Origin of the sequence: Streptomyces sp. NPDC048192 (assembly GCF_043202415.1) — a bacterium.
Taxonomy (GTDB): Bacteria; Actinomycetota; Actinomycetes; order Streptomycetales; family Streptomycetaceae; genus Streptomyces.
The window spans coordinates 128,386-148,018 of the sequence record NZ_JBIDAL010000014.1; the positions used below are offsets into that span (position 1 = coordinate 128,386).

Annotated in this window: 12 protein-coding genes; 9 read left to right on the forward strand and 3 right to left on the reverse strand. The window is 73.9% G+C overall.

Annotated elements, in window-relative coordinates:
- Positions 1-111: 111 nt before the first annotated feature.
- Positions 112-1,236 (forward strand): GuaB3 family IMP dehydrogenase-related protein, encoded by a 1,125-nt coding sequence (locus ACGFZN_RS28625; RefSeq protein WP_393861345.1) that lies wholly within the window; start codon positions 112-114, stop codon positions 1,234-1,236.
- An 84-nt stretch (positions 1,237-1,320) separates the two neighbouring features.
- Here the strand turns inward: ACGFZN_RS28625 and ACGFZN_RS28630 are convergent, their stop codons facing one another.
- Together ACGFZN_RS28630 and ACGFZN_RS28635 are read right to left on the reverse strand one after the other, a co-directional pair.
- Positions 1,321-1,884 (reverse strand): hypothetical protein, encoded by a 564-nt coding sequence (locus ACGFZN_RS28630; RefSeq protein WP_393861346.1) that lies wholly within the window; start codon positions 1,882-1,884, stop codon positions 1,321-1,323.
- 170 nt (positions 1,885-2,054) lie between these two features.
- Entirely contained in the window at positions 2,055-3,263 is a 1,209-nt protein-coding gene (locus tag ACGFZN_RS28635; protein ID WP_393861347.1) for a nucleotide sugar dehydrogenase, read from the reverse strand.
- 292 nt (positions 3,264-3,555) lie between these two features.
- Here ACGFZN_RS28635 and ACGFZN_RS28640 point away from each other — a divergent pair, with 292 nt between their 5' ends.
- The 4 genes from ACGFZN_RS28640 to ACGFZN_RS28655 all read left to right on the forward strand — a co-directional run bounded on the left by ACGFZN_RS28640 (position 3,556) and on the right by ACGFZN_RS28655 (position 12,508).
- On the forward strand, positions 3,556-5,262 hold the full coding sequence (locus ACGFZN_RS28640; RefSeq protein ID WP_393861348.1) for an FAD-dependent oxidoreductase: 1,707 nt from the start codon (positions 3,556-3,558) through the stop codon (positions 5,260-5,262).
- 238 nt (positions 5,263-5,500) lie between these two features.
- Positions 5,501-7,573 (forward strand): serine/threonine-protein kinase, encoded by a 2,073-nt coding sequence (locus ACGFZN_RS28645; RefSeq protein ID WP_393861349.1) that lies wholly within the window; start codon positions 5,501-5,503, stop codon positions 7,571-7,573.
- A gap of 163 nt (positions 7,574-7,736) precedes the next feature.
- Entirely contained in the window at positions 7,737-10,607 is a 2,871-nt protein-coding gene (locus ACGFZN_RS28650; protein WP_393861350.1) for a protein kinase, read from the forward strand.
- Between the two features lie 149 nt (positions 10,608-10,756).
- Entirely contained in the window at positions 10,757-12,508 is a 1,752-nt protein-coding gene (locus tag ACGFZN_RS28655; protein ID WP_393861351.1) for a protein kinase, read from the forward strand.
- A 34-nt stretch (positions 12,509-12,542) separates the two neighbouring features.
- Here the strand turns inward: ACGFZN_RS28655 and ACGFZN_RS28660 are convergent, their stop codons facing one another.
- The gene (locus ACGFZN_RS28660) at positions 12,543-12,929 is read right to left on the reverse strand and encodes a hypothetical protein (protein WP_393861352.1); all 387 of its coding nucleotides are present in this window, start codon (positions 12,927-12,929) and stop codon (positions 12,543-12,545) included.
- Positions 12,930-13,211: 282 nt separating this feature from the next.
- Between ACGFZN_RS28660 and ACGFZN_RS28665 the strand changes: the two genes are divergently transcribed.
- From ACGFZN_RS28665 to ACGFZN_RS28680, 4 genes are all read left to right on the forward strand, one after another.
- Positions 13,212-14,963 carry a protein kinase gene (locus ACGFZN_RS28665; protein WP_393861353.1) on the forward strand — a complete coding sequence of 584 codons (1,752 nt, stop codon included), beginning with the start codon at positions 13,212-13,214 and terminating at the stop codon, positions 14,961-14,963.
- A 79-nt stretch (positions 14,964-15,042) separates the two neighbouring features.
- On the forward strand, positions 15,043-16,665 hold the full coding sequence (locus ACGFZN_RS28670) for a serine/threonine-protein kinase (RefSeq protein WP_393861354.1): 1,623 nt from the start codon (positions 15,043-15,045) through the stop codon (positions 16,663-16,665).
- 76 nt (positions 16,666-16,741) lie between these two features.
- Positions 16,742-17,842 carry a protein kinase gene (locus tag ACGFZN_RS28675; RefSeq protein WP_393861355.1) on the forward strand — a complete coding sequence of 367 codons (1,101 nt, stop codon included), beginning with the start codon at positions 16,742-16,744 and terminating at the stop codon, positions 17,840-17,842.
- Positions 17,843-17,978: 136 nt separating this feature from the next.
- On the forward strand, positions 17,979-19,592 hold the full coding sequence (locus ACGFZN_RS28680; RefSeq protein ID WP_393861356.1) for a succinic semialdehyde dehydrogenase: 1,614 nt from the start codon (positions 17,979-17,981) through the stop codon (positions 19,590-19,592).
- Positions 19,593-19,633 lie beyond the last annotated feature (41 nt).

Below are 19,633 nucleotides of genomic sequence, written 5' to 3' on the forward strand. Positions count from 1 at the left end.
CGCGCGCGTGACGGGCATCGACGGCGGCTTCCGGAGCATCCGGGGCCGCCGTTGTCGTACCCGTCGGCGATACTGGGAGGCGCTGCAACGCATCAGGGAAAGGCCACAGACGTGACTGAGATCGAGATCGGGCGCGGCAAGCGCGGCCGCCGGGCGTACGCCTTCGACGACATCGCCGTCGTCCCCAGCCGCCGTACGCGGGACCCGAAGGAGGTCTCGATCGCCTGGCAGATCGACGCCTACCGCTTCGAGCTGCCCTTCCTGGCCGCCCCCATGGACTCGGTCGTCTCCCCGGCCACCGCCATCCGCATCGGTGAGCTGGGCGGCCTCGGCGTGCTCAACCTCGAGGGCCTGTGGACGCGGTACGAGGACCCGCAGCCGCTGCTGGACGAGATCGCCGAGCTGCCCGCCGAGCAGGCCACCCGCCGTCTGCAGGAGATCTACGCGGCGCCCATCAAGGAGGAGCTGATCGGCGCGCGCATCAAGGAGGTGCGCGACTCCGGCGTGGTCACCGCCGCCGCGCTCTCCCCGCAGCGCACCGCCCAGTTCTCCAAGGCGGTCGTGGACGCGGGCGTGGACATCTTCGTCATCCGCGGTACGACGGTCTCCGCGGAGCACGTCTCGTCCTCGCACGAGCCGCTGAACCTGAAGCAGTTCATCTACGAGCTGGACGTCCCGGTGATCGTCGGCGGCTGCGCCACCTACACGGCGGCCCTGCACCTGATGCGCACGGGCGCCGCGGGCGTGCTCGTGGGCTTCGGCGGCGGCGCCGCCCACACCACGCGCAACGTCCTCGGCATCCAGGTCCCGATGGCCACGGCCGTCGCCGACGTGGCGGCCGCCCGCCGTGACTACATGGACGAGTCCGGCGGCCGGTACGTGCACGTGATCGCGGACGGCGGCGTCGGCTGGTCCGGCGACCTGCCCAAGGCGATCGCCTGCGGCGCCGACGCGGTGATGATGGGCTCCCCGCTGGCCCGCGCCACGGACGGCCCCGGCAAGGGCAACCACTGGGGCATGGAGGCGGTCAACGAGGAGCTGCCCCGCGGCAAGAAGGTCGACCTGGGTACGGTCGGCACCATCGAGGAGATCCTCACCGGCCCGTCCCACACCCCCGACGGCTCGATGAACTTCTTCGGCGCCCTGCGCCGTGCGATGGCCACCACCGGCTACAGCGAGCTGAAGGAGTTCCAGCGGGTCGAGGTGACGGTCGCCGACAGCCAGCACCGCCGCTGACGCACACGACGCACAGGGGCCCGGTCACCGAGGAGGTGGCCGGGCCCCTGTCGTGTGCGGGCAGGCGTCGCATGCGGGCAGGCGTTACGCGGCGGCCTTCTTGGCGCCGGAGAACGCGGCGAACGCGGCGATGGCGAAGAACAGGAAGGTCAGCGGATCGGCGTCTTCCTTCCACACCTTCTGGACCACGTCGATGTGCTGGAAGAACAGCTCACCGAAGCTCACGTGCAGCTGGTCGGCGCCGATCATGGCTTCGCCCACCAGCTGGCCGACGTACACCGAGCCGAGCGCCAGGATCGCGCTGACGACGGGCAGGACCGGGTTGCGGCCGCCCGCCTTGCCGGCCGCGAGACCGACGACGAAACCGACGCCGACGGCCGCGTAGCCGATCTCGTGCTTGGTGGCGCCGATGACGAGGCCGTAGAGCGCGGCGGTGACCACGGCGGCGATGACCGCGGCGACGATGCCGAGAACGGCGTTGTTCCGGGCCGGGGCGGCCGGCGCCGGCGGGGCGAAGGCGCCCGGCTGGGCGGCGTGGGCGCCGGGCTGCGGCGGGTACGGCGCGCCGGCCGGGGCCTGCTGGGCGTACGGGCTGGCGTCGACCGGACCCGGCTGCGGCGGCTGCGCAGGCGGAACTGACTGGCTCATGACAGAAATCCCCCCGATGTGGATCCGATACGGATCACGACTGACCAAGGAAAACGACGAAACCCCGGCACGCGCGTGTGCCGCGGGTCCGGGGGAGACTAACAGCCGGGGACGACAACGCCCCCGGCCGTTTTCCGTTCGTGACCGGGCGGGGCCCGGCGGCGCGGGGCTCAGAGCCGGTGCGCCGCCCCCGTGGGCGTGGCCCCGCGGGTGTCCAGCAGCAGCTGGGCCTTCACCGACAGCCCCTGCAGGTCGTACGTCCGGTGCTGCTGGAGCAGGATCGTCAGGTCGGCCTCGGCGGCGGCCTCGTAGAACGAGTCCGCGCGCGGGACCGGACGGTCCAGGACGGTCCAGGAGGCCACGTACGGGTCGTGGTAGCTCACCGAGGCGCCCAGCTCCATCAGCCGGACCGCGATCTCCCGGGCCGGAGTGCCCTGCAGGTCGGCGAGGTCGGGCTTGTAGGTGACGCCGAGCAGCAGCACGCGCGCGCCGCGGGCGGACTTGCCGTGCTCGTTGAGCAGGGTGGCGGCGCGCTGCACGACGTACCGGGGCATCCGGCTGTTGACCTGCTGGGCCAGTTCCACCATGCGCAGGGTGCGGGTGGCGTGGCCGGTCAGGTCCTGCGGGACGCCGTGCCCGCCGACGCCGGGTCCGGGGCGGAACGCCTGGAAACCGAAGGGCTTGGTCTCGGCGCACCGGATGACGTCCCACAGGTCGACGCCCAGCTCGTGGCAGAGCACGGCCATCTCGTTGACGAGCGCGATGTTGACGTGCCGGAAGTTGGTCTCCAGCAGCTGGACGGTCTCCGCCTCGCGCAGTCCGCGCGCGCGGACCACCTTGTCGGTGAGCCGGCCGTAGAAGGCGGCGGCCGACTCGGTGCACGCGGGCGTGAGGCCGCCGATGACCTTGGGCGTGCCGGCGGGGGTGTGGTCGCGGTTGCCGGGGTCGACCCGGCTGGGCGAGTAGGCGAGGTGGAAGTCGCGGCCGGCGCGCAGCCCCGAGCCCTTCTCCAGCAGGGGGCGCAGGAAGTCCTCCGTGGTGCCGGGGAGCACCGGCGACTCCAGGATGACCGTCGTGTGCGGGCGCAGCCGCTCGGCGAGGGCGCGGGCGGCCGCCTCCACCTGGCCGAGGTCGAGTCCGCCGTCGGCGTCGCGCGGGGTCGGCGCGCAGATCACCGCGGTGCGCACCCGCCCGAGCTGGGCGGGGTCGGTGCCGGGCCGGAAGCCGCCCGAGTGCATCCGGCGCAGCTCGGCGGGGCTGAGCGAGCCCGTCTCGGGTCCGGTGGCGTAGCCGATGGTGGAGATGCCTGCGGCGACTGCGGCCTGGGCGAGCGGCAAGCCGTAGGGGCCGAGTCCGATGACGGCGAGGTCTGCGGGCATGGCGTGGGCCGTCCTTCCCGATAGCCGAAGCGGGACAGTTGCGCAACCGCTGTGGACGAGATGAGCGCGTGCGATGCCAGGCTAGATACACATATGACTGTTATGTGTGATTGTGTTCGTGTGTCTTCCGAAGGGTTGTGCGCGAGTTGCGTTGGAGTTGTCCACAGGTTCGGCTGCCGTGGTGGCTGAAGTCGGGCAACACGGTCAGAATTTGGGCATGAGGAGGGGATGAACCGGGCTTCGCCCACCGGGTGCGGCCGACGCGAGCGAGTCTGCGACAGCGGGAGGCAGCGTGAGGACAGCGACTCTGGGCCCGGCACAGCGCGCCGAGGCACTGGCGGCGATGGCGGAGCGGGAGCTGGACGTGCTGGTGATCGGCGCGGGAGTCGTCGGCGCCGGCACCGCGCTGGACGCCGTCACCCGCGGTCTGTCCACCGGCCTGGTGGAGGCCCGCGACTGGGCGTCCGGCACCTCCAGCCGGTCCAGCAAGCTGATCCACGGCGGTCTGCGCTATCTGGAGATGCTGGACTTCGCGCTCGTCCGCGAGGCCCTGAAGGAGCGCGGTCTGCTCCTGGAGCGGCTCGCCCCGCACCTGGTCAAGCCGGTGCCGTTCCTGTACCCGCTGCAGCACAAGGGCTGGGAGCGGCTGTACGCGGGCTCGGGCGTCGCCCTGTACGACGCGATGTCCATGGCGCGCGGACACGGCCGGGGCCTGCCCATGCACCGCCATCTGACCCACCGCCAGGCCCTCCGGGTCGCCCCCTGCCTGAAGAAGGACGCCCTGGTCGGAGCCCTGCAGTACTACGACGCCCAGATGGACGACGCCCGTTTCACGGCCACCCTGGTGCGCACGGCGGCGTCGTACGGCGCGAAGGCGGCCAACCGGGCGCGCGTGACCGGATTCCTGCGCGAGGGCGAGCGCGTGGTCGGCGCCCGGGTGCGGGACGTGGAGGGCGGCGGGGAGTACGAGATCCGCGCCAAGCAGGTCGTCAACGCCACCGGCGTGTGGACCGACGACACCCAGGCCATGGTGGGCGAGCGCGGCCAGTTCCACGTCCGCGCGTCCAAGGGCATCCACCTGGTCGTGCCCAAGGACCGCATCCACTCCACGACCGGTCTGATCCTGCGCACAGAGAAGTCCGTCCTCTTCGTGATCCCCTGGGGCCGGCACTGGATCATCGGCACCACCGACACCGACTGGAACCTGGACAAAGCCCACCCGGCCGCGTCCAGCGCCGACATCGACTACCTGCTGGAGCACGTCAACTCGGTGCTCGCGGTGCCCCTCACCCGCGACGACGTCCAGGGTGTGTACGCGGGGCTGCGCCCGCTGCTCGCCGGCGAGTCCGACGCCACCAGCAAGCTGTCCCGCGAGCACACGGTCGCCCACCCGGTGCCGGGACTCGTGGTCGTGGCGGGCGGCAAGTACACCACCTACCGGGTGATGGCCAAGGACGCGGTCGACGAGGCGGTGCACGGCCTGGACATGCGGGTCGCCGACTGCGTGACGGAGGAGACCCCGCTGCTGGGCGCGGAGGGCTACCACGCGCTGTGGAACGCGCGCGCCCGGATAGCCGCCCGCGCCGGACTGCACGTGGCCCGCGTGGAACACCTGCTGAACCGGTACGGCTCCCTGGCCGAGGAGGTCCTGGCCCTCATCGCCGCCGACCCCGCCCTCGGCGAACCACTGCAGGCCGCCGACGACTATCTGCGCGCCGAAGTGGTCTACGCCGCCTCGCACGAGGGCGCCCGGCACCTGGACGACGTCCTCACCCGCCGCACCCGCATCTCCATCGAGACCTTCGACCGGGGCACCCGCAGCGCCCGCGAGGCGGCCGAGCTGATGGCGCCGGTCCTCGGCTGGGACAAGGACCAGACGGAGCGCGAGATCCAGCACTACGAGAAACGGGTCGAGGCCGAGCGCGAGTCCCAGCGCCAGCCCGACGACCTCACGGCGGACGCGGCGCGGCTGGGTGCCCCCGACATCGTGCCGCTGTAGCCGCACCGGGCCGGGCGGGACCCTCGCGGCCCGGCCCCGGCGAAGAGCGCCTGATCCGGCGTCAACCCGCCGATTCCTCCGCTCTTGCAACCCCTCGTCCCGGTAGGCGGAACGGCCGCTTCCGGAGGGTTGCCCGTGCGCGGGGCCGGGGCCGCGATCAGGGGCACCCTGGGCGTTCGGCACTTGGCGGGTGAGAGACAATGGAGGCTCTGTCAGGGCGGGTTGTATGAGGGGACGCATGTCGGAGGCGGAGCGGGCGGGTACATCTCGTCAGGGGACTCGTCAGGACAAGAGCGAGCGCCGTCTTCTCGCCGGGCGGTACCGGCTGGGAGACGTGCTCGGCCGGGGCGGGATGGGCACGGTCTGGCGCGCCGAGGACGAGACCCTGGGCCGGACGGTCGCCGTCAAGGAGCTGCGGTTCCCGTCGAACATCGACGAGGAGGAGAAGCGGCGCCTGATCACGCGCACCCTGCGCGAGGCCAAGGCGATCGCCCGGATCCGCAACAACAGCGCGGTGACGGTGTTCGACGTGGTCGACGAGGACGACCGGCCGTGGATCGTCATGGAGTTGGTGGAGGGCAAGTCCCTCGCCGAGGTCATCCGCGAGGACGGCGTGCTGGAGCCGAAGCGCGCCGCCGAGGTGGGGCTCGCCATCCTGGACGTGCTGCGCTCGGCGCACCGTCAGGGCATCCTGCACCGGGACGTGAAGCCGTCCAACGTGCTCATCGCCGAGGACGGCCGGGTCGTGCTCACCGACTTCGGCATCGCGCAGGTCGAGGGCGACCCCTCCATCACCTCCACCGGCATGCTCGTCGGCGCCCCGTCCTACATCTCCCCCGAGCGCGCCCGCGGCCACAAGCCGGGCCCCGCGGCCGACCTGTGGTCGCTGGGCGGCCTGCTGTACGCGGCGGTCGAGGGCGCCCCGCCGTACGACAAGGGCTCGGCGATCGCCACGCTCACCGCCGTGATGACCGAGCCCCTGGAGGAGCCGAAGAACGCGGGCCCGCTCAGGGACGTCATCTACGGCCTGCTCACCAAGGACCCGGCCAAGCGGCTCGACGACGCCGGGGCCCGGGCGATGCTCAACGCGGTGATCCACGCGCCCGTGCCGGAGCCGCTGGACGCCACGCGGGTGGTTCCGCTGCCGGCGCAGCCCGGGCCGGCCGAGGACGGCCGGGGCGGGGCCGAGCGGGGCGAGGAACCCGCGGAGAAGCTGCGCGGCGCGCTGCGCGCGGTCCGCAAGGCGGCCGGTGCGGCCGGCGCGGCGGCGTCGGCCCGGACGAAGAGCGGCGCGGACCCGGCCGCGGCGCGCGCCGGTGCCGCGGCGGGTCCGGGCGGCGTGGCCGCCGGGGCACGACCGGGCGCCCCGGGCGGGACGCGGCCGGCCTCCTCCGGCAGCCCCGGTGCCGCCGCTGGTGCCGCCGGCCGGCAGGGCGGCCCGGCCTCCGGTGCCGCCGCCGTGCCGAACTCCAGCGCGAACAAGCCCAGTTCGGGCTGGCCGGTGGTGCCGCCGCCGGACCTCGACCTGCCGCCGCGCCCGGTGCCCAGAGCGCCGCTGACCGACGTGGTGCCCCGGCGCACCCTGGTGATCATCGCCGTGCTGATCGTCCTCGCCGTGCTCGGCACCGTCCTGGCCTTCGCCCTCAGCGGCGACGACAAGGCCGGCAAGAACGGCGGGGCCAAGGCGGCGGCGAGCATCAGCGCGTCCACCGAGCGGGACACGAGCGACAAGGCGACGGGCGGCGCGGCCCGCACGGGCGGGGCGAGCCCGTCGGCGGACGGCACCGGTTCCGCGCCGGGCACCGCCGTCGACGCCAGCGCGTCCACCGGCGCCACCGCCTCGGCCGGCGCCTCCGGTTCCCGGGGCGGCACCAGCGCGCCGGTGGTGTCGACCCGCAAGGCCGGCCAGGGGTACTCGATCGGACTGCCCAAGGGATGGTCGTACCGGTCCACGGACAGCGCGGGCGACCGCTACGCGGGCCCCGACGGACAGAAGCTGCTCGTCGGCTGGACCGGCAGCCCCAAGAGCGACCCGGTGGCGGACTGGGAGAACCAGGAGCACGCCATGGTGCGCGCCCAGTACCACCGCATCCGCATCGAGAAGGTGGACTACCGCGGCTGGAACACGGCCGACTGGGAGTTCACCTATGTCGACGGCGGCACCAAGTACCGCACCATCGACCGCGGGTTCGTGGTGAACGGCCGTCTCGGCTACGGACTGATGTACACCGCGAAGGCGGCGGACTGGGACAGCACGCTGCGCAAGGACACCTGGAAGACGCTCACCGGCTCCTTCAAGCCCAAGTCCTAGACGGCCGACGCGTGTTTGCGGCGTGAGAATCCGTCATCCACTCCGTGCGGGTTGCCTCCGGCACGTATCGTGAATGGTTGCGGACCGTACGCAGCCGGAAGCGTGTGCGAAACGGGCCGCGAGGCGAACGGATGTGACCGACCGGGCGGCCGGGGGAGGCAACGTGGAGGACTACGCGGGCCGAGTGCTCGCCGACCGCTACCGCCTGCCGTTGCCGCCCTCCGACGAGTACGAACTCACCGAGACCCGCGCCTTCGACACCTACAGCGGCCAGGAAGTGCTGGTTCGTCAGGTGCCGTTGCCGGAGGTCGTCGAGGCGGAGGTGCTGGACGCCGAGGGGCTGCCCGAGGGCTTCACCTTCACCGCGCGTGAGCGCGGAGCCGGCACCGGGGCAGGGGCTCGGGGGCGGACGGCGGAGGCCCGGACGGCCACCCGGCGGCCCGCCGACCCGGCCGTGCGGCGCGCCGTCGAGGCCGCGCAGGCGGCGGCCCGCATCCCCGACCATCCGCGCCTCGACCAGGTCTTCGACGTGTTCGCCGAGGGCGGGTCGCTGTGGATCGTCAGCGAGCTGGTGTCCGCGCGTCCGCTGGCCGCGCTGCTCGCCGAGCAGCCGCTGTCGCCGTACCGGGCGGCGGAGGTCGCCGCCGACGTGCTCATGGCGCTGCGGGTCCTGCACGCCCACGGCTGGGTGCACCGCAACATCACGCCGCGCACGGTGCTGGTCTGCGACGACGGCCGGGTGATGCTGACCGGCCTCGCCGTCGGCGCCGCGGAGGAGGCGCTGTGCGGGTACGACCCGGTGCCGGACGAGGACGGTACGGCGGACGGCACGACCGGCGCGGACGCGGTGGCCGCGGGACCGGGGCCCGCGCCGCAGGGCATCCGCTCCGGCTCGGGCGGCCGCGGGGAGGCCCCTGACCCGGAGGGTCGGCCGGGCGGTCTGACCGGCGGGGCGAGCGGAGTGCCTTCGGAGGCCCCGACGGCGATCCCTGCCCAAGCCCCCGCCGCAGTCCAGGCCCAGGTCCCTTCCGCGGACGTCGATCCCGAGGCGGCTCGGCGCGCCGCGATCCAGGCGAGGGCGGCCGGCGGGCTGCCGGTGCCGGGGGCCGACGGCGTGTCCGGCCCGGCGGGGCAGGGACAGCCGGCGCACGGCGCGGACATCCGTGCGGCCCGTGCCGGGGCCATCGCCGCGTACCGCGCGGGCGCGCGTGCCGCCGCGCGGGTGCAGGAGGCCCGGCAGAACGGGCGCGCCGCCCTGCCCGGCGCCCGGCCGCCCGCCGAGGGCGACACCGGAGCCGAGGGCACGGCGCGGGCACCGTACCCCGGCCGGACAGACAACCCCGGCCTGCCGGACACCGCCACCCCGCCCGGCCGGATCGCCGACCCCTACGGAGTGCGGGGCGCCCCCTGGCACGGCGCCTCACCGCGCCCCGGTACAGCCGACGCCTCCTCGTGCCCCGGCACCCCCGAGGCGTCCTCGCGCCCTGGCGCGGAGGTCTTCCCGCGTCCGGGTGCCGAGCCTTCGCCGTACCCCGGTGCCGACCCCTCGCCGTACCCCGATGCCAGCGCCTCCCCGCGTCCCGGTGCCGACGCCTACCCGGTACTCCCCGGCGGTCTCCAGCGCTCTCTCGGTGCCCTTGAGCGTGGTGGCCTTCCCGGTGAGGCCCAGGATTTGGGGCCCGGGCATGTGTCCCTCCCCGGTCGGTCCCCGGCGGTGGAGCCCGCGCACGGCCACTGGAACGGCGCCGGAGCCCCCGTGGGCGGTGCCCGGCGTGGTGGTGGGACGGCGCTGGCGGCCGAGCGGGCGCGGCAGGTGCGGATGACCGTGGTGGGCCCGGTGACCGAGCGGTGGGCGCCGGAGCAGGCCGGACCGGTGCACGAGAACTGGCAGTTGGCGGCGCCGGTCGGACCCGCGACCGACCTGTGGGCGCTCGGCGCGCTGCTGTTCCGGGCGGTGCAGGGACACGCGCCGTACCCGGAGGAGTCGACGGCCGAGCTGGTGCAGCTGGTGTGCGCCGAGCCGCCCGCGTTCGCCGAGGAGTGCGGCCCGCTCCGGCCGGTCGTGGAGTCGCTGCTGCGCCAGGACCCCACCGAACGCCCGGACTTCGAGGAGCTGAGCGGCTGGCTGCGCTCGCTGGTGCGCTCCGCGCCCGAGCCGGACGCCGGCGCCCACGTCGTACCGGTGCCGCCCGCCGACCCGAGCCGGCTGCCGGTCGTCCGGCGCCGCGGTGAGCTGGTGCGGTTGCGGCGGAGGCGCGCGCGGCTGCCCGAGGCCCACCCGTCGCACGGCCGGCACAAGCGGGCCCCGGAACGCGCCGGGCGGGAGGCCCGCTCACCGCGCAGTCTCGGCCGGACCCTGCTCGTGCTGATCCTGCTGTTGCTGGCCGGCGCGATCGCGTACGCGCTGCTGTTCATGCCCAAGCAGGGCGAGAGCGGGGCCGCGGGCAGCGACCGTACCGGCAGCGCCGGCGAGGCGGGCCCCGTGCCCTCGGCCACGCACGGGCCCTCCCCGCAGCAGGACGGCACCCCCTCAGCCTCCGCCCCCGCCACCGAACCGCAGACCGGCGGCGACCCGTCCGCCGCCGACGGGTTCACCCTGCGCAAGGACCCCGAGGGCTTCACGGTCGCCGTCGCCAAGGGCTGGGCCCGCACTCCGAAGAACGGCAGCGGCGAAGTCGTCTACGCGCACGGGGACTTCGAGCTGCTCGTCGTCCCCGGACGGGACGGCGCGTCCGCCTACGGCAGCGACCCGATGGCCTATCAGCGCGACAAGGAGCGCGAACTCCAGCCGTACCGCGACTCCAGCTGGGCCACGGCCACCGGACTGCGCACCATCGAGGTGGGCGGACGGACCATGGCCGAGGGGCAGTTCACGTGGACCGACGGCCAGGGACGCGACCTGTTCGTGCGGAACATGGCGATCCTGCTGAACGGCCGCTACCACGTCATCCAGGTGCGCGGCCCGGAGGCCCAGCGGGACCAGGTGACCCGGCTGTACGAGCAGGCGACGGCGACGTACCGCTACACCGGTTGAGCGCCGCGTATACCGGTGGTCCGGTCTCGGCCGGTTCGTGCGGCGACAAGCGTCACAGTGCTGTCACCTTGGCACCCCGCTGGTTCCCAGCGGGTGGGCCGGTCCTTAGTCTGACCCTGTCAAAAGCATTGCGGGGCAACGTGAATCAGATGCAGGGCCTGCTGATAGCGGGCCGCTACCGGCTCGCCGATTCCATCGGCAGCGGCGGCATGGGCCGGGTGTGGCGCGCCCACGACGAGGTGCTGCACCGGACGGTCGCCGTCAAGGAGCTGACCGCCGCGCTGTACGTCTCCGACAGCGACCGGGCCGTGCTGCTCGCCCGCACCCGGGCGGAGGCCCGCGCCGCGGCGCGCATCAACCACTCCGCCGTCGTCACGGTGCACGACGTCCTCGAGCACGACGGCCGCCCGTGGATCGTCATGGAGCTGGTCGAGGGCCACTCGCTGGCCGACGCCGTCAAGGAGCGGGGCCGCATCGAGCCGCAGGAGGCGGCGCGCATCGGGCTGTGGGTGCTGCGGGCGCTGCGCGCCGCGCACGCCGCCGGCGTGCTGCACCGGGACGTCAAGCCCGGCAACGTGCTGCTCGGCCGCGACGGCCGGGTGCTGCTCACCGACTTCGGCATCGCCCAGATCGAGGGCGACTCCACCATCACCCGCACCGGAGAGGTCGTCGGCTCGGTCGACTACCTCGCCCCCGAGCGGGTGCGCGGCCACGACCCCGGGCCGGCCTCGGACTTGTGGGCGCTCGGCGCCACGCTCTACACGGCGGTCGAGGGCCGGTCGCCGTTCCGCCGCACCTCACCGCTGAGCACCATGCAGGCGGTCGTCGAGGAGGAGGCCGACGAGCCGCGCCACGCCGGTGCGCTCGGCCCCGTCATAGCCGCCCTGCTGCGCAAGGAACCGGAGCGCAGGCCGAGCGTGGAGGAGGCGGAGCAGATGCTCGCCGAGGCGGCGGAGGGCCGCCGCCCGCACACGGCCCAGGCGTTCATCCCGACCCAGGGCTCGGGCCTGCACGCAGCGGGCGCCGGTCACCCGTCCGCCCCGGGCTACGGCACCACCCCCGGTGCCGCGTTCCACACCGGCCCAGCCGTCCAGCCGCCCGGCTACCCGCCCGCCGCGAGCGTCTCGGGCCACGGTCCGGGAGCGGCCGAGCCGGGCCGCTCCACGACCGGACCGACGGCCGTGGCACCCGCCCCGCACCACCCGGCCCCGGTACGGCGCCGGCGCCGGCTGCGCACCCTCGCCCTCGTCGTCGCGTTCGCGGCCGTCCTCGGCGGTGGCGCGGCGGTGGCCTTCCAGGAGTGGGGCGGCGCGCGGCAGCACAGCGGGACGGGCGGCGACGCGAGTCCGGCCACCACCTCGCCCTCGGCGAGCGGCAGCGCCACGCCGGGCGGTGATCAGGGAACGCTTCCGGCGGGGTGGGAGCGGCGCGACGACCCGGTGGGCTTCAGCATCCCTTTGCCCAAAGGGTGGAAGCGGTCCGTCTCCATCGACCAGGACGGCCTCCGGCAGGTCGACTACTCGCCCGACAAGGGCAAGCACCTTGTGCGGGTCGCCGTCGACACCGCGCCGGACTTCAGCACCGCGTACGAGCACATGGTCGACCTGGACCAGCGGGTCTCACGGCGCCTGCAGAACTACCAGCGGCTGAGCCTCAGGAAGGCGCTCTTCCGCGACCTGCCGGGCGTCCGCTGGGAGTACACCTGGGACGCGCTGGCCAAGGACCCGCCCCACTACTTCCCCGGGCCCTACCGGGCGATCGACGTCGCGTACATGGAAAGTGACGGCACCGAGTACGCCATCTACGCGGCCTCACCGGCCGATGACTGGCCCACCACCGCGAAGCAGTTCGACCGGATCCTGCGGGGCTTCCAGGAGCGGAACCGGCCGGGAGCCTCGTGAACTGCCCGGCCGGCGAGCCGCGGCGAGGACGACCTCACGCATAGTCCGTGCAGGAACGGACGACCGTACTCCCCTCGATGACCGCCACCTCGGCGCCGATGTAGTCGAGGTGGTCAGCGGTGGGTGACGCGTACGTGGCGAAGGAGAGCGTCGATCCGTTTCCGTCGTAGTCGGAATGCCACGGCCACTCCGTCACCCAGCCGGTGGATTCGTCTATGGAGACGAGCCGGATGGCCACGTGGTGACCGTCGGCGGCGGTGTCCTTGACCCAGCCGCTGATGTCGACGTGCGTGGCCGACCAGTTGGTGAACGTGAGACTTCCCGAGGCGCCGGTCACCGAGCACGCGGCTCCGCCGCTCGCCGCGCTGGCGTTGGTCACCGTGGGCGCGGCGAATATCGCCACCGCCGCGACACCCGTCACGGCAAGACGCTTCCCTGCGTTTTTCGTGAGGAGAAGGTAAGGGTTTCATGATTCGCGGGACAGCATGATTCAAGCCACCCGTTTTACTCGGATGTGGGAGATTTGCTCGGCGATTTGCCGCACTTTGTATTCCTCTCAAAGCGGGTTGTGGCTGAAAACAATCGCCTCGGGTTGAACGGACCGGTTGGTCACGCCGGGTGAGCGTCGGGTCTTCCGGGTGGCGCCATACTTGGCCGACCGCCGTCCCGGAAGGGGTGCGTCCGATGCGGCAAGATGAGGCGCATGGGGACCGAGGGCGCCGACTTCCGGATGATCGCGGGCCGTTACCGTCTGGAGGCACGCATCGGGCGCGGCGGCATGGGCGTCGTGTGGCGGGCGGTCGACCAGGTGCTGGGCCGGCGCGTCGCGGTCAAGGAACTGCTTCCGGACGACTCCCTCGCCGAGGAGGACGCGCGGCGCCGCCGGGACCGCACCTTTCGTGAGGCGCGGGCCGTGGCCCAGCTGCGGCATCCGCACATCATCGTCGTGCACGACGTGGTGGAGCAGGACGAACGGCCGTACCTCGTCATGGAGTTGATCGAGGGCACCTCGCTCGCCGACCGGATCGCCCGGGACGGCCCCGTCGACGCCGCCGAGGCCGCGCGGATCGGCATCGCCCTGCTCAGCGCGGTGCGCACCGCCCACGAGGCGGGGGTGCTGCACCGGGACATCAAACCCGCGAACGTCCTCATCGAGTCCGACACCGGCCGGGTCGTGCTCACCGACTTCGGCATCGCGCAGGTCGCGGGCGCCACCACGCTCACCGAGACCGGCTCCTTCGTCGGCTCGCCCGAATACACCGCGCCGGAGCGGATGTCGGGGCTGCGCACCGGCCCGGAGTCCGACCTGTGGTCGGTGGGCGCGCTGCTGTGCACGGTGCTCAGCGGCGAGTCGCCGTTCCGGCGCGACTCGCTCGGCGGCATCCTGCACGCCGTGGTCACCGCCGAGATCCGGCCACCCGCCGAGGCCGAGCCGCTGCTGCCGGTCGTACGGGGGCTGCTGGAACGCGACCCCGACCGGCGGCTCGGCGCGGCACAGGCCGAGCGGATGCTGCGCACCTACCTGGAGACGGGCCGGACCCCTCCGGCGGGGCCGTCGCCCGGCGCCGCCACCGCCTCCGGCCTGATGCACCGGATCGGCGGCGGTCTCACCCCGAGGTCCGCGGCGGCGAGCCGGGCGCAGAGCGCCGGTACGCCGTACTCGCCGACCCAGCAGGACGTTCCGCACGGTACGGCGCAGCCGCCGGCCGGCCCCGGCACGGCCGCGCAGCCCGCCCCGGCCCGCACCCCTGCCACGCGCGGGGTGCTGATCGCGGCCCTGCTGATCGCCGCGCTCGCCGGGGCCGGCGTGTCGGCGGCGACCCTGCTGCTGCACCGGGACGGCGGCGGGCGCGGCGGCACCCCGGGCGGCACGCCGGCCTCCCCGACGGCGGCCACGGCGACCGGAACCGGGACGAGCGCCACCGCGCCCACGTCACCCGCCGCCTCCGGCCCGGCGTCCACCCCGGCACGCCCGACCGCCACCGGCCCCGGCCGAACCGGCTCGCCGGCCGCGCCCTCCGGTTACCGCACGGCCCGCGACCCGGCCGGCTTCTCCCTGGCCGTACCGGACGACTTCACCCGCAGCCCGCAGGGCGAGCGCGTCTTCTATCTCTCACCGGGCAGCACCTTCCGGCTCGGCGTCAGGGTCACCGACCCCCAGCCCGGCGGTCCGCGGGCCGTGATGGAGCGCTCGGCCGCGGCCGGCCCGTCCACCAACCCGGGCTACCACGACGGCCAGGTCACCCGCACCACCCACGGCGGACACCCCGCCGCCCTCTGGGAGTTCACCTGGAACGGCTTCAGCGCCGCCGAGGGCCCGCGCCACACCTACGACCTGTGCTGGGAGGAGGCCGGGCGGATGTACGACCTGTGGGTGTCGGCGCCGGTGGGCAAGGTCCGCGAGGCGAAGGAGTACTTCGACGTGGCCGTCGACACCTTCCGGGCCGGTTCCTGAACGGCCGCTCGGTCACGGGTCTGTGACCGGTTCGCCTTCCCTGTGGCTGCGGCGGCCGATGGCGCGATATGGATGAATCATGAGCAGTGACGGGGGAGTCGGCCACGGGACCGACGACACGACGAGTTTTGTTCTGCAACCGCCGCAGCCGCGCACGCACCCGATCCCGCCGCCGATCCCGCAGCCGGCTCCGGAGCCGCACCCGGCCGGGGAACCCGGCGCCGGACGGCTCATCGCCGGGCGGTACCGGCTGCTCGGCAGGCTGGGCCACGGCGGGATGGGGACCGTGTGGCGGGCCAAGGACGAGGTGGTGGACCGTGAGGTCGCCGTCAAGGAGCCCCGCATCCCCGACGACCTTCCCGAACAGGAACGCGCCAACGCCTTCGAGCGCATGCGCCGCGAGGCCCGCGCGGCGGCCCGGCTCGACCACCCGGCGGTGGTGAACGTCCACGACGTCGCGGTCGTCGACGGCCGGCCCTGGATCGTGATGGAGCTGGTGCACGGCCGCACCCTCGGCGACGTCCTGCGCGAGGGCACCCTCGACGCGCGGGAGGCCGCCCGGATCGGCCTGAAGGTGCTCGGCGCGCTCCAGGCGGCGCACGCCGCGGGCGTCCTGCACCGGGACGTCAAGCCCGACAACGTCCTGCTCGGCCGGCACGACCGGGTCGTCCTCACCGACTTCGGGATCGCCCAAATCGAGGGCGACACCCGGCTCACGGACACCGGCGGGTTCGTCGGCTCCCCCGAGTACATCGCGCCGGAGCGGGTGCTGGGCAGGCGGCCCGGACCGGCGAGCGACCTGTGGTCCCTGGGCGTGCTGCTCTACACGGCCACCGAGGGCGTCTCCCCGTTCCGCCGCAGCAACACCCCGGCCACCCTCCAGTCGGTCCTCAACTCCACCCCGGCGCCGCCCGCCGCCTCCGGCCCCCTGGCCGAGGTCATCGACGGACTGCTCCGCAAGGATCCCGAGCACCGGCCGGCGGCGGACCGGGTGAAGGCGCTGCTGGAGGAGGCGGCGAGACCCCCGGCGCCGCCGGTGCCGACCCTCGCCGTCCCGGCGGCCGCTCCCGCCGTCCGGCCCCGGCGCCTCGGGCCCAGGGCGTGGCTGGGCGTGGGCGCGGCACTGGTCGCCGCCGCGGTGGCGGCGTACCTGGTGCTCGCCGACCCGTTCGCGGGCCCGCTGCCCGACGGCTGGACGCGGCACCAGGTGACGAGGCTCGGCGCCACCGTCGCCGCGCCCGCGAGCTACCAGGAGATCAGGCCCGCGAAGAACGACTCCGACCAGAACTGGGTGACGTACGAGGACTTCAGCGGCGCCGTGTGGATCACGCTGGAGCTGGCCAGGAAGTCGCAGGACGCCCTGGGCGAGATCAAGAACACCGCGCGGTCCCAGATGTACGACGACGACGAGAAGTTCCGCGGCGACGGCGCGTACGACCTCGACATGCCGGGCGGCGCGAAGACCCACCCGGACGACACCGCGACGTACCACGGCAGGGAGGCCGCGAAGAACACCGTCGTGTACAGGACCAGCAACGGCGACCGCCCCAGCCCGCGCGAACTGCAGATCTTCTACCACCGCACGAGCGGCGGAGACCTGTACAAGCTCACCGTCGGCTATCCGAACAAGGGCGACGTCACGGCGCGCGGCCGGCAGGTGGCCGACGCGGCGATCGCGAACCTGGACATCGACAGGCGGTGACCCGCTGCGGCCGGACGTGGCGGGTCGGCCGTGTCCCCCTTCGACAAGGGCATGGTGCTCACGGTACTCATGTGACATGAGTGGAGACGGCGAACACCCGCCCGACGCACGACTGATCGGGGGCCGCTACCGGCTGGCCGAATGCATCGGCTCCGGTCCCACCGGAACGGTCTGGCGGGGCCGGGACGTACAGCACGAAAACGTCCACGTCGCCCTCAAGGAGCCATCGCTGCCCGGCGATCCGGCCGACGACGAGGACAGCCGCCGTATCGCGCACCGCCTGTACCGCGAGGCCCGCGCCGCCGCCCGGGTGCGCCATCCCTGCGCCGTCACGGTGTACGACGTCGTCACCGAGGGCCAAGTCCCGTGGATCGTCATGGAGTTGGTGGCGGGGGAGTCGCTGCGGGAGGTCCTGCGGCGCGGCCCGCTCCCGGTCCCGGAGGCCGCCCGGATCGGGCTCGCCGTCCTCGGTGCGCTGCGCGCCGCCCACGCGGTCGGGATCGTGCACCGGGACGTCAAACCGGCCAACGTGCTGCTGGAGTCCGGCACCGGGCGGGTCGTCGTCACCGACTTCGGCACCGGCGACGGGCACCCGGGAGACGTGCCAGCCGGTTTCGTCGCCCCCGAGCGGGCGGCCGGGCCTGGCGCCGGACCCCCCTCCGACCTGTGGTCCCTCGGCGCCCTGCTGCGCGCCGCCCTCGCGGACACGGACCCCGGCCCGCTGGGCCCCCTGCTGGACCGGCTCCAGGCCGACGAGCCCGAGGCTCGGCCGGGAGCGGAGGAGGTGACGGCGGCGCTGCGGGCGTACCTGGACGGCACCCCCGACGACCCGCCGGACGCGACGCCCACAGCAGCAGTCCCGACACCCGCTCCACCCGGCACAGCGCTTCCCACCCCCGACCACCGACCGGCCCACCCACCGACCTCCGCGTCTGGCCACTCACCGGCCCCCGCGCCGACCCTCGCCCCCGGTCACCCGTCGGCAGCCCCTTCCGCCCCCGCCCACCCATCGACCGCCCCTCCCACCCCCGGCGACCCGCCCGCCGCCCCTCCCGACCCCGGTCCGGATGTCTCGCGGGTGCCCGCGTCCGCCCCAGCCCCGCCGTCCGCGCCTCGCCGCCGTACCCCCCTTGCCGCGCTCGGGATGCTCCTGGCGAGAAAAGCCGGGCTCGACTGATCCTTCTGCTCGTCGCCGCGTCAACGCGCTGATCAGCACATTCGCCGCCAGTGATCACTGGCAGCATGTGAGTACTCGGTGAATCCCCGTTACCGACGGGTACACAAAGGCGGTGACGCGGCATACCCTGCGCGTCATGACGGACACGCAGGCCCCGGACAGCACCGGCACCAACCCGCTCGCGCCCGCCCCCGAAGGCGTGCGCACCGCCGCCGACGTGGTCACCCCGGAACTGGTGGCCCAGCTCACCAAGGGCGTCACCGGCTCCGGCCGGACCGCCAACCACACCCCGTTCACCGGCGAGAAGCTGGCCGACCTGCCCGAGTCCACCCCCGAGGACGTACAGAAGGCCTTCGAGGCCGCCCGCGCCGCCCAGACCGTGTGGGAGAAGACCCCGGTACGGCAGCGGGCCGCCGTCCTGCTGCGCTTCCACGACCTGGTGCTCGAGCGGCAGGCCGAGGTGCTCGACCTGATCCAGCTGGAGACCGGCAAGGCCCGGCTGCACGCCCACGAGGAGGTGCAGGCCGTCGCCGTCGCGGCCCGCCACTACGGCCGCAAGGCCCCCGCCTACCTGCGGCCCAAGCGGCACACCGGCGCCGTCCCCACGCTCACGAAGGTCACCGAGATCCGCCACCCGCGCGGCGTCGTGGGCCAGATCGCCCCCTGGAACTACCCGCTGGAGCTGTCCGTCGGCGACGCGCTGCCCGCGTTCGTGGCCGGCAACGCGGTCGTGATGAAGCCGGACACCGAGACCTGCCTGACCGCGCTGTGGGCGCGCGACCTGCTGATCGAGGCCGGGCTGCCCGAGGGCGTCTTCCAGGTGGTGCTCGGCGACGGCCCGGTCGTCGGGCCCGAGGTCGTCAGGCACGCCGACTACGTCTCCTTCACCGGCTCCACCCGCACGGGGCGCGAGGTCGCGCAGGGTGCGGCGGCCCGTCTGGTCGGCGTGTCCCTCGAACTCGGCGGCAAGAACGCCATGCTGGTCCTCAACGACGCCGACATCGAGAAGGCCGCCGCCGGCGCCGTACGCGCCTGCTTCTCCTCCGCCGGACAGCTCTGCATCTCCATCGAGCGGCTCTACGTCCACGAGTCGGTCGCCGACGCCTTCCTGGAGCGCTTCGCCGCCCGCACGAAGGCCATGCGGCTCGGCAACTCCCTCGCCTACGGCGCCGACATGGGCTCACTGGTCGGCGAGCGCCAGCTGAAGACGGTCCAGCGGCATGTCGAGGAGGCCGTCGCCAAGGGCGCGAAGGTGATCGCGGGCGGGGTGGCCCGGCCGGACATCGGCCCGTACTTCTTCGAGCCGACCATCCTGGACGGCGTCGAGAGCTCCATGTCCGTGTGCGAGGAGGAGACCTTCGGACCGGTCGTCTCCGTCTACCGCTTCAAGAGCGACGACGAGGCGGTCGAGCGCGCCAACGCCACGCCGTACGGCCTCAACGCCTCCGTCTGGACGAAGAACGCCCGGCGCGGCCGGGAGGTCGCCGCCCGGCTGCGCACCGGCACGGTCAACGTCAACGAGGGCTACGCGCCCGCCTACGGCAGCGTGCAGTCCCCGATGGGCGGCATGAAGGACTCCGGCCTCGGCCGCCGCCACGGCTCCGAGGGCATCCTCAAGTACACGGAGGCGCAGACGGTGGCCCAGCAGCGGCTGCTGCCGATGGCGCCCTCCCTGGGCATGACGGACGAGGGCTACGCCCGCTTCATGAGCACGAGTCTGCGGCTGATGAAGGCGTTCCGCTTCCGCTAGAAGCCCGTCGGAAGCGCTGTTTCCCCGGTCCGCCTACCCGT

Excerpts from the sequence above, each read along its gene's own strand:
- ACGFZN_RS28680 (WP_393861356.1), top strand. The coding sequence starts at position 17,979 with ATGACGGACACGCAGGCCCCGGACAGCACCGGCACCAACCCGCTCGCG.
- ACGFZN_RS28635 (WP_393861347.1), bottom strand. The coding sequence starts at position 3,263 with ATGCCCGCAGACCTCGCCGTCATCGGACTCGGCCCCTACGGCTTGCCG.
- ACGFZN_RS28655 (WP_393861351.1), top strand. The coding sequence starts at position 10,757 with ATGCAGGGCCTGCTGATAGCGGGCCGCTACCGGCTCGCCGATTCCATC.
- ACGFZN_RS28675 (WP_393861355.1), top strand. The coding sequence starts at position 16,742 with ATGAGTGGAGACGGCGAACACCCGCCCGACGCACGACTGATCGGGGGC.
- ACGFZN_RS28670 (WP_393861354.1), top strand. The coding sequence starts at position 15,043 with ATGAGCAGTGACGGGGGAGTCGGCCACGGGACCGACGACACGACGAGT.
- ACGFZN_RS28645 (WP_393861349.1), top strand. The coding sequence starts at position 5,501 with ATGTCGGAGGCGGAGCGGGCGGGTACATCTCGTCAGGGGACTCGTCAG.
- ACGFZN_RS28665 (WP_393861353.1), top strand. The coding sequence starts at position 13,212 with ATGGGGACCGAGGGCGCCGACTTCCGGATGATCGCGGGCCGTTACCGT.
- ACGFZN_RS28630 (WP_393861346.1), bottom strand. The coding sequence starts at position 1,884 with ATGAGCCAGTCAGTTCCGCCTGCGCAGCCGCCGCAGCCGGGTCCGGTC.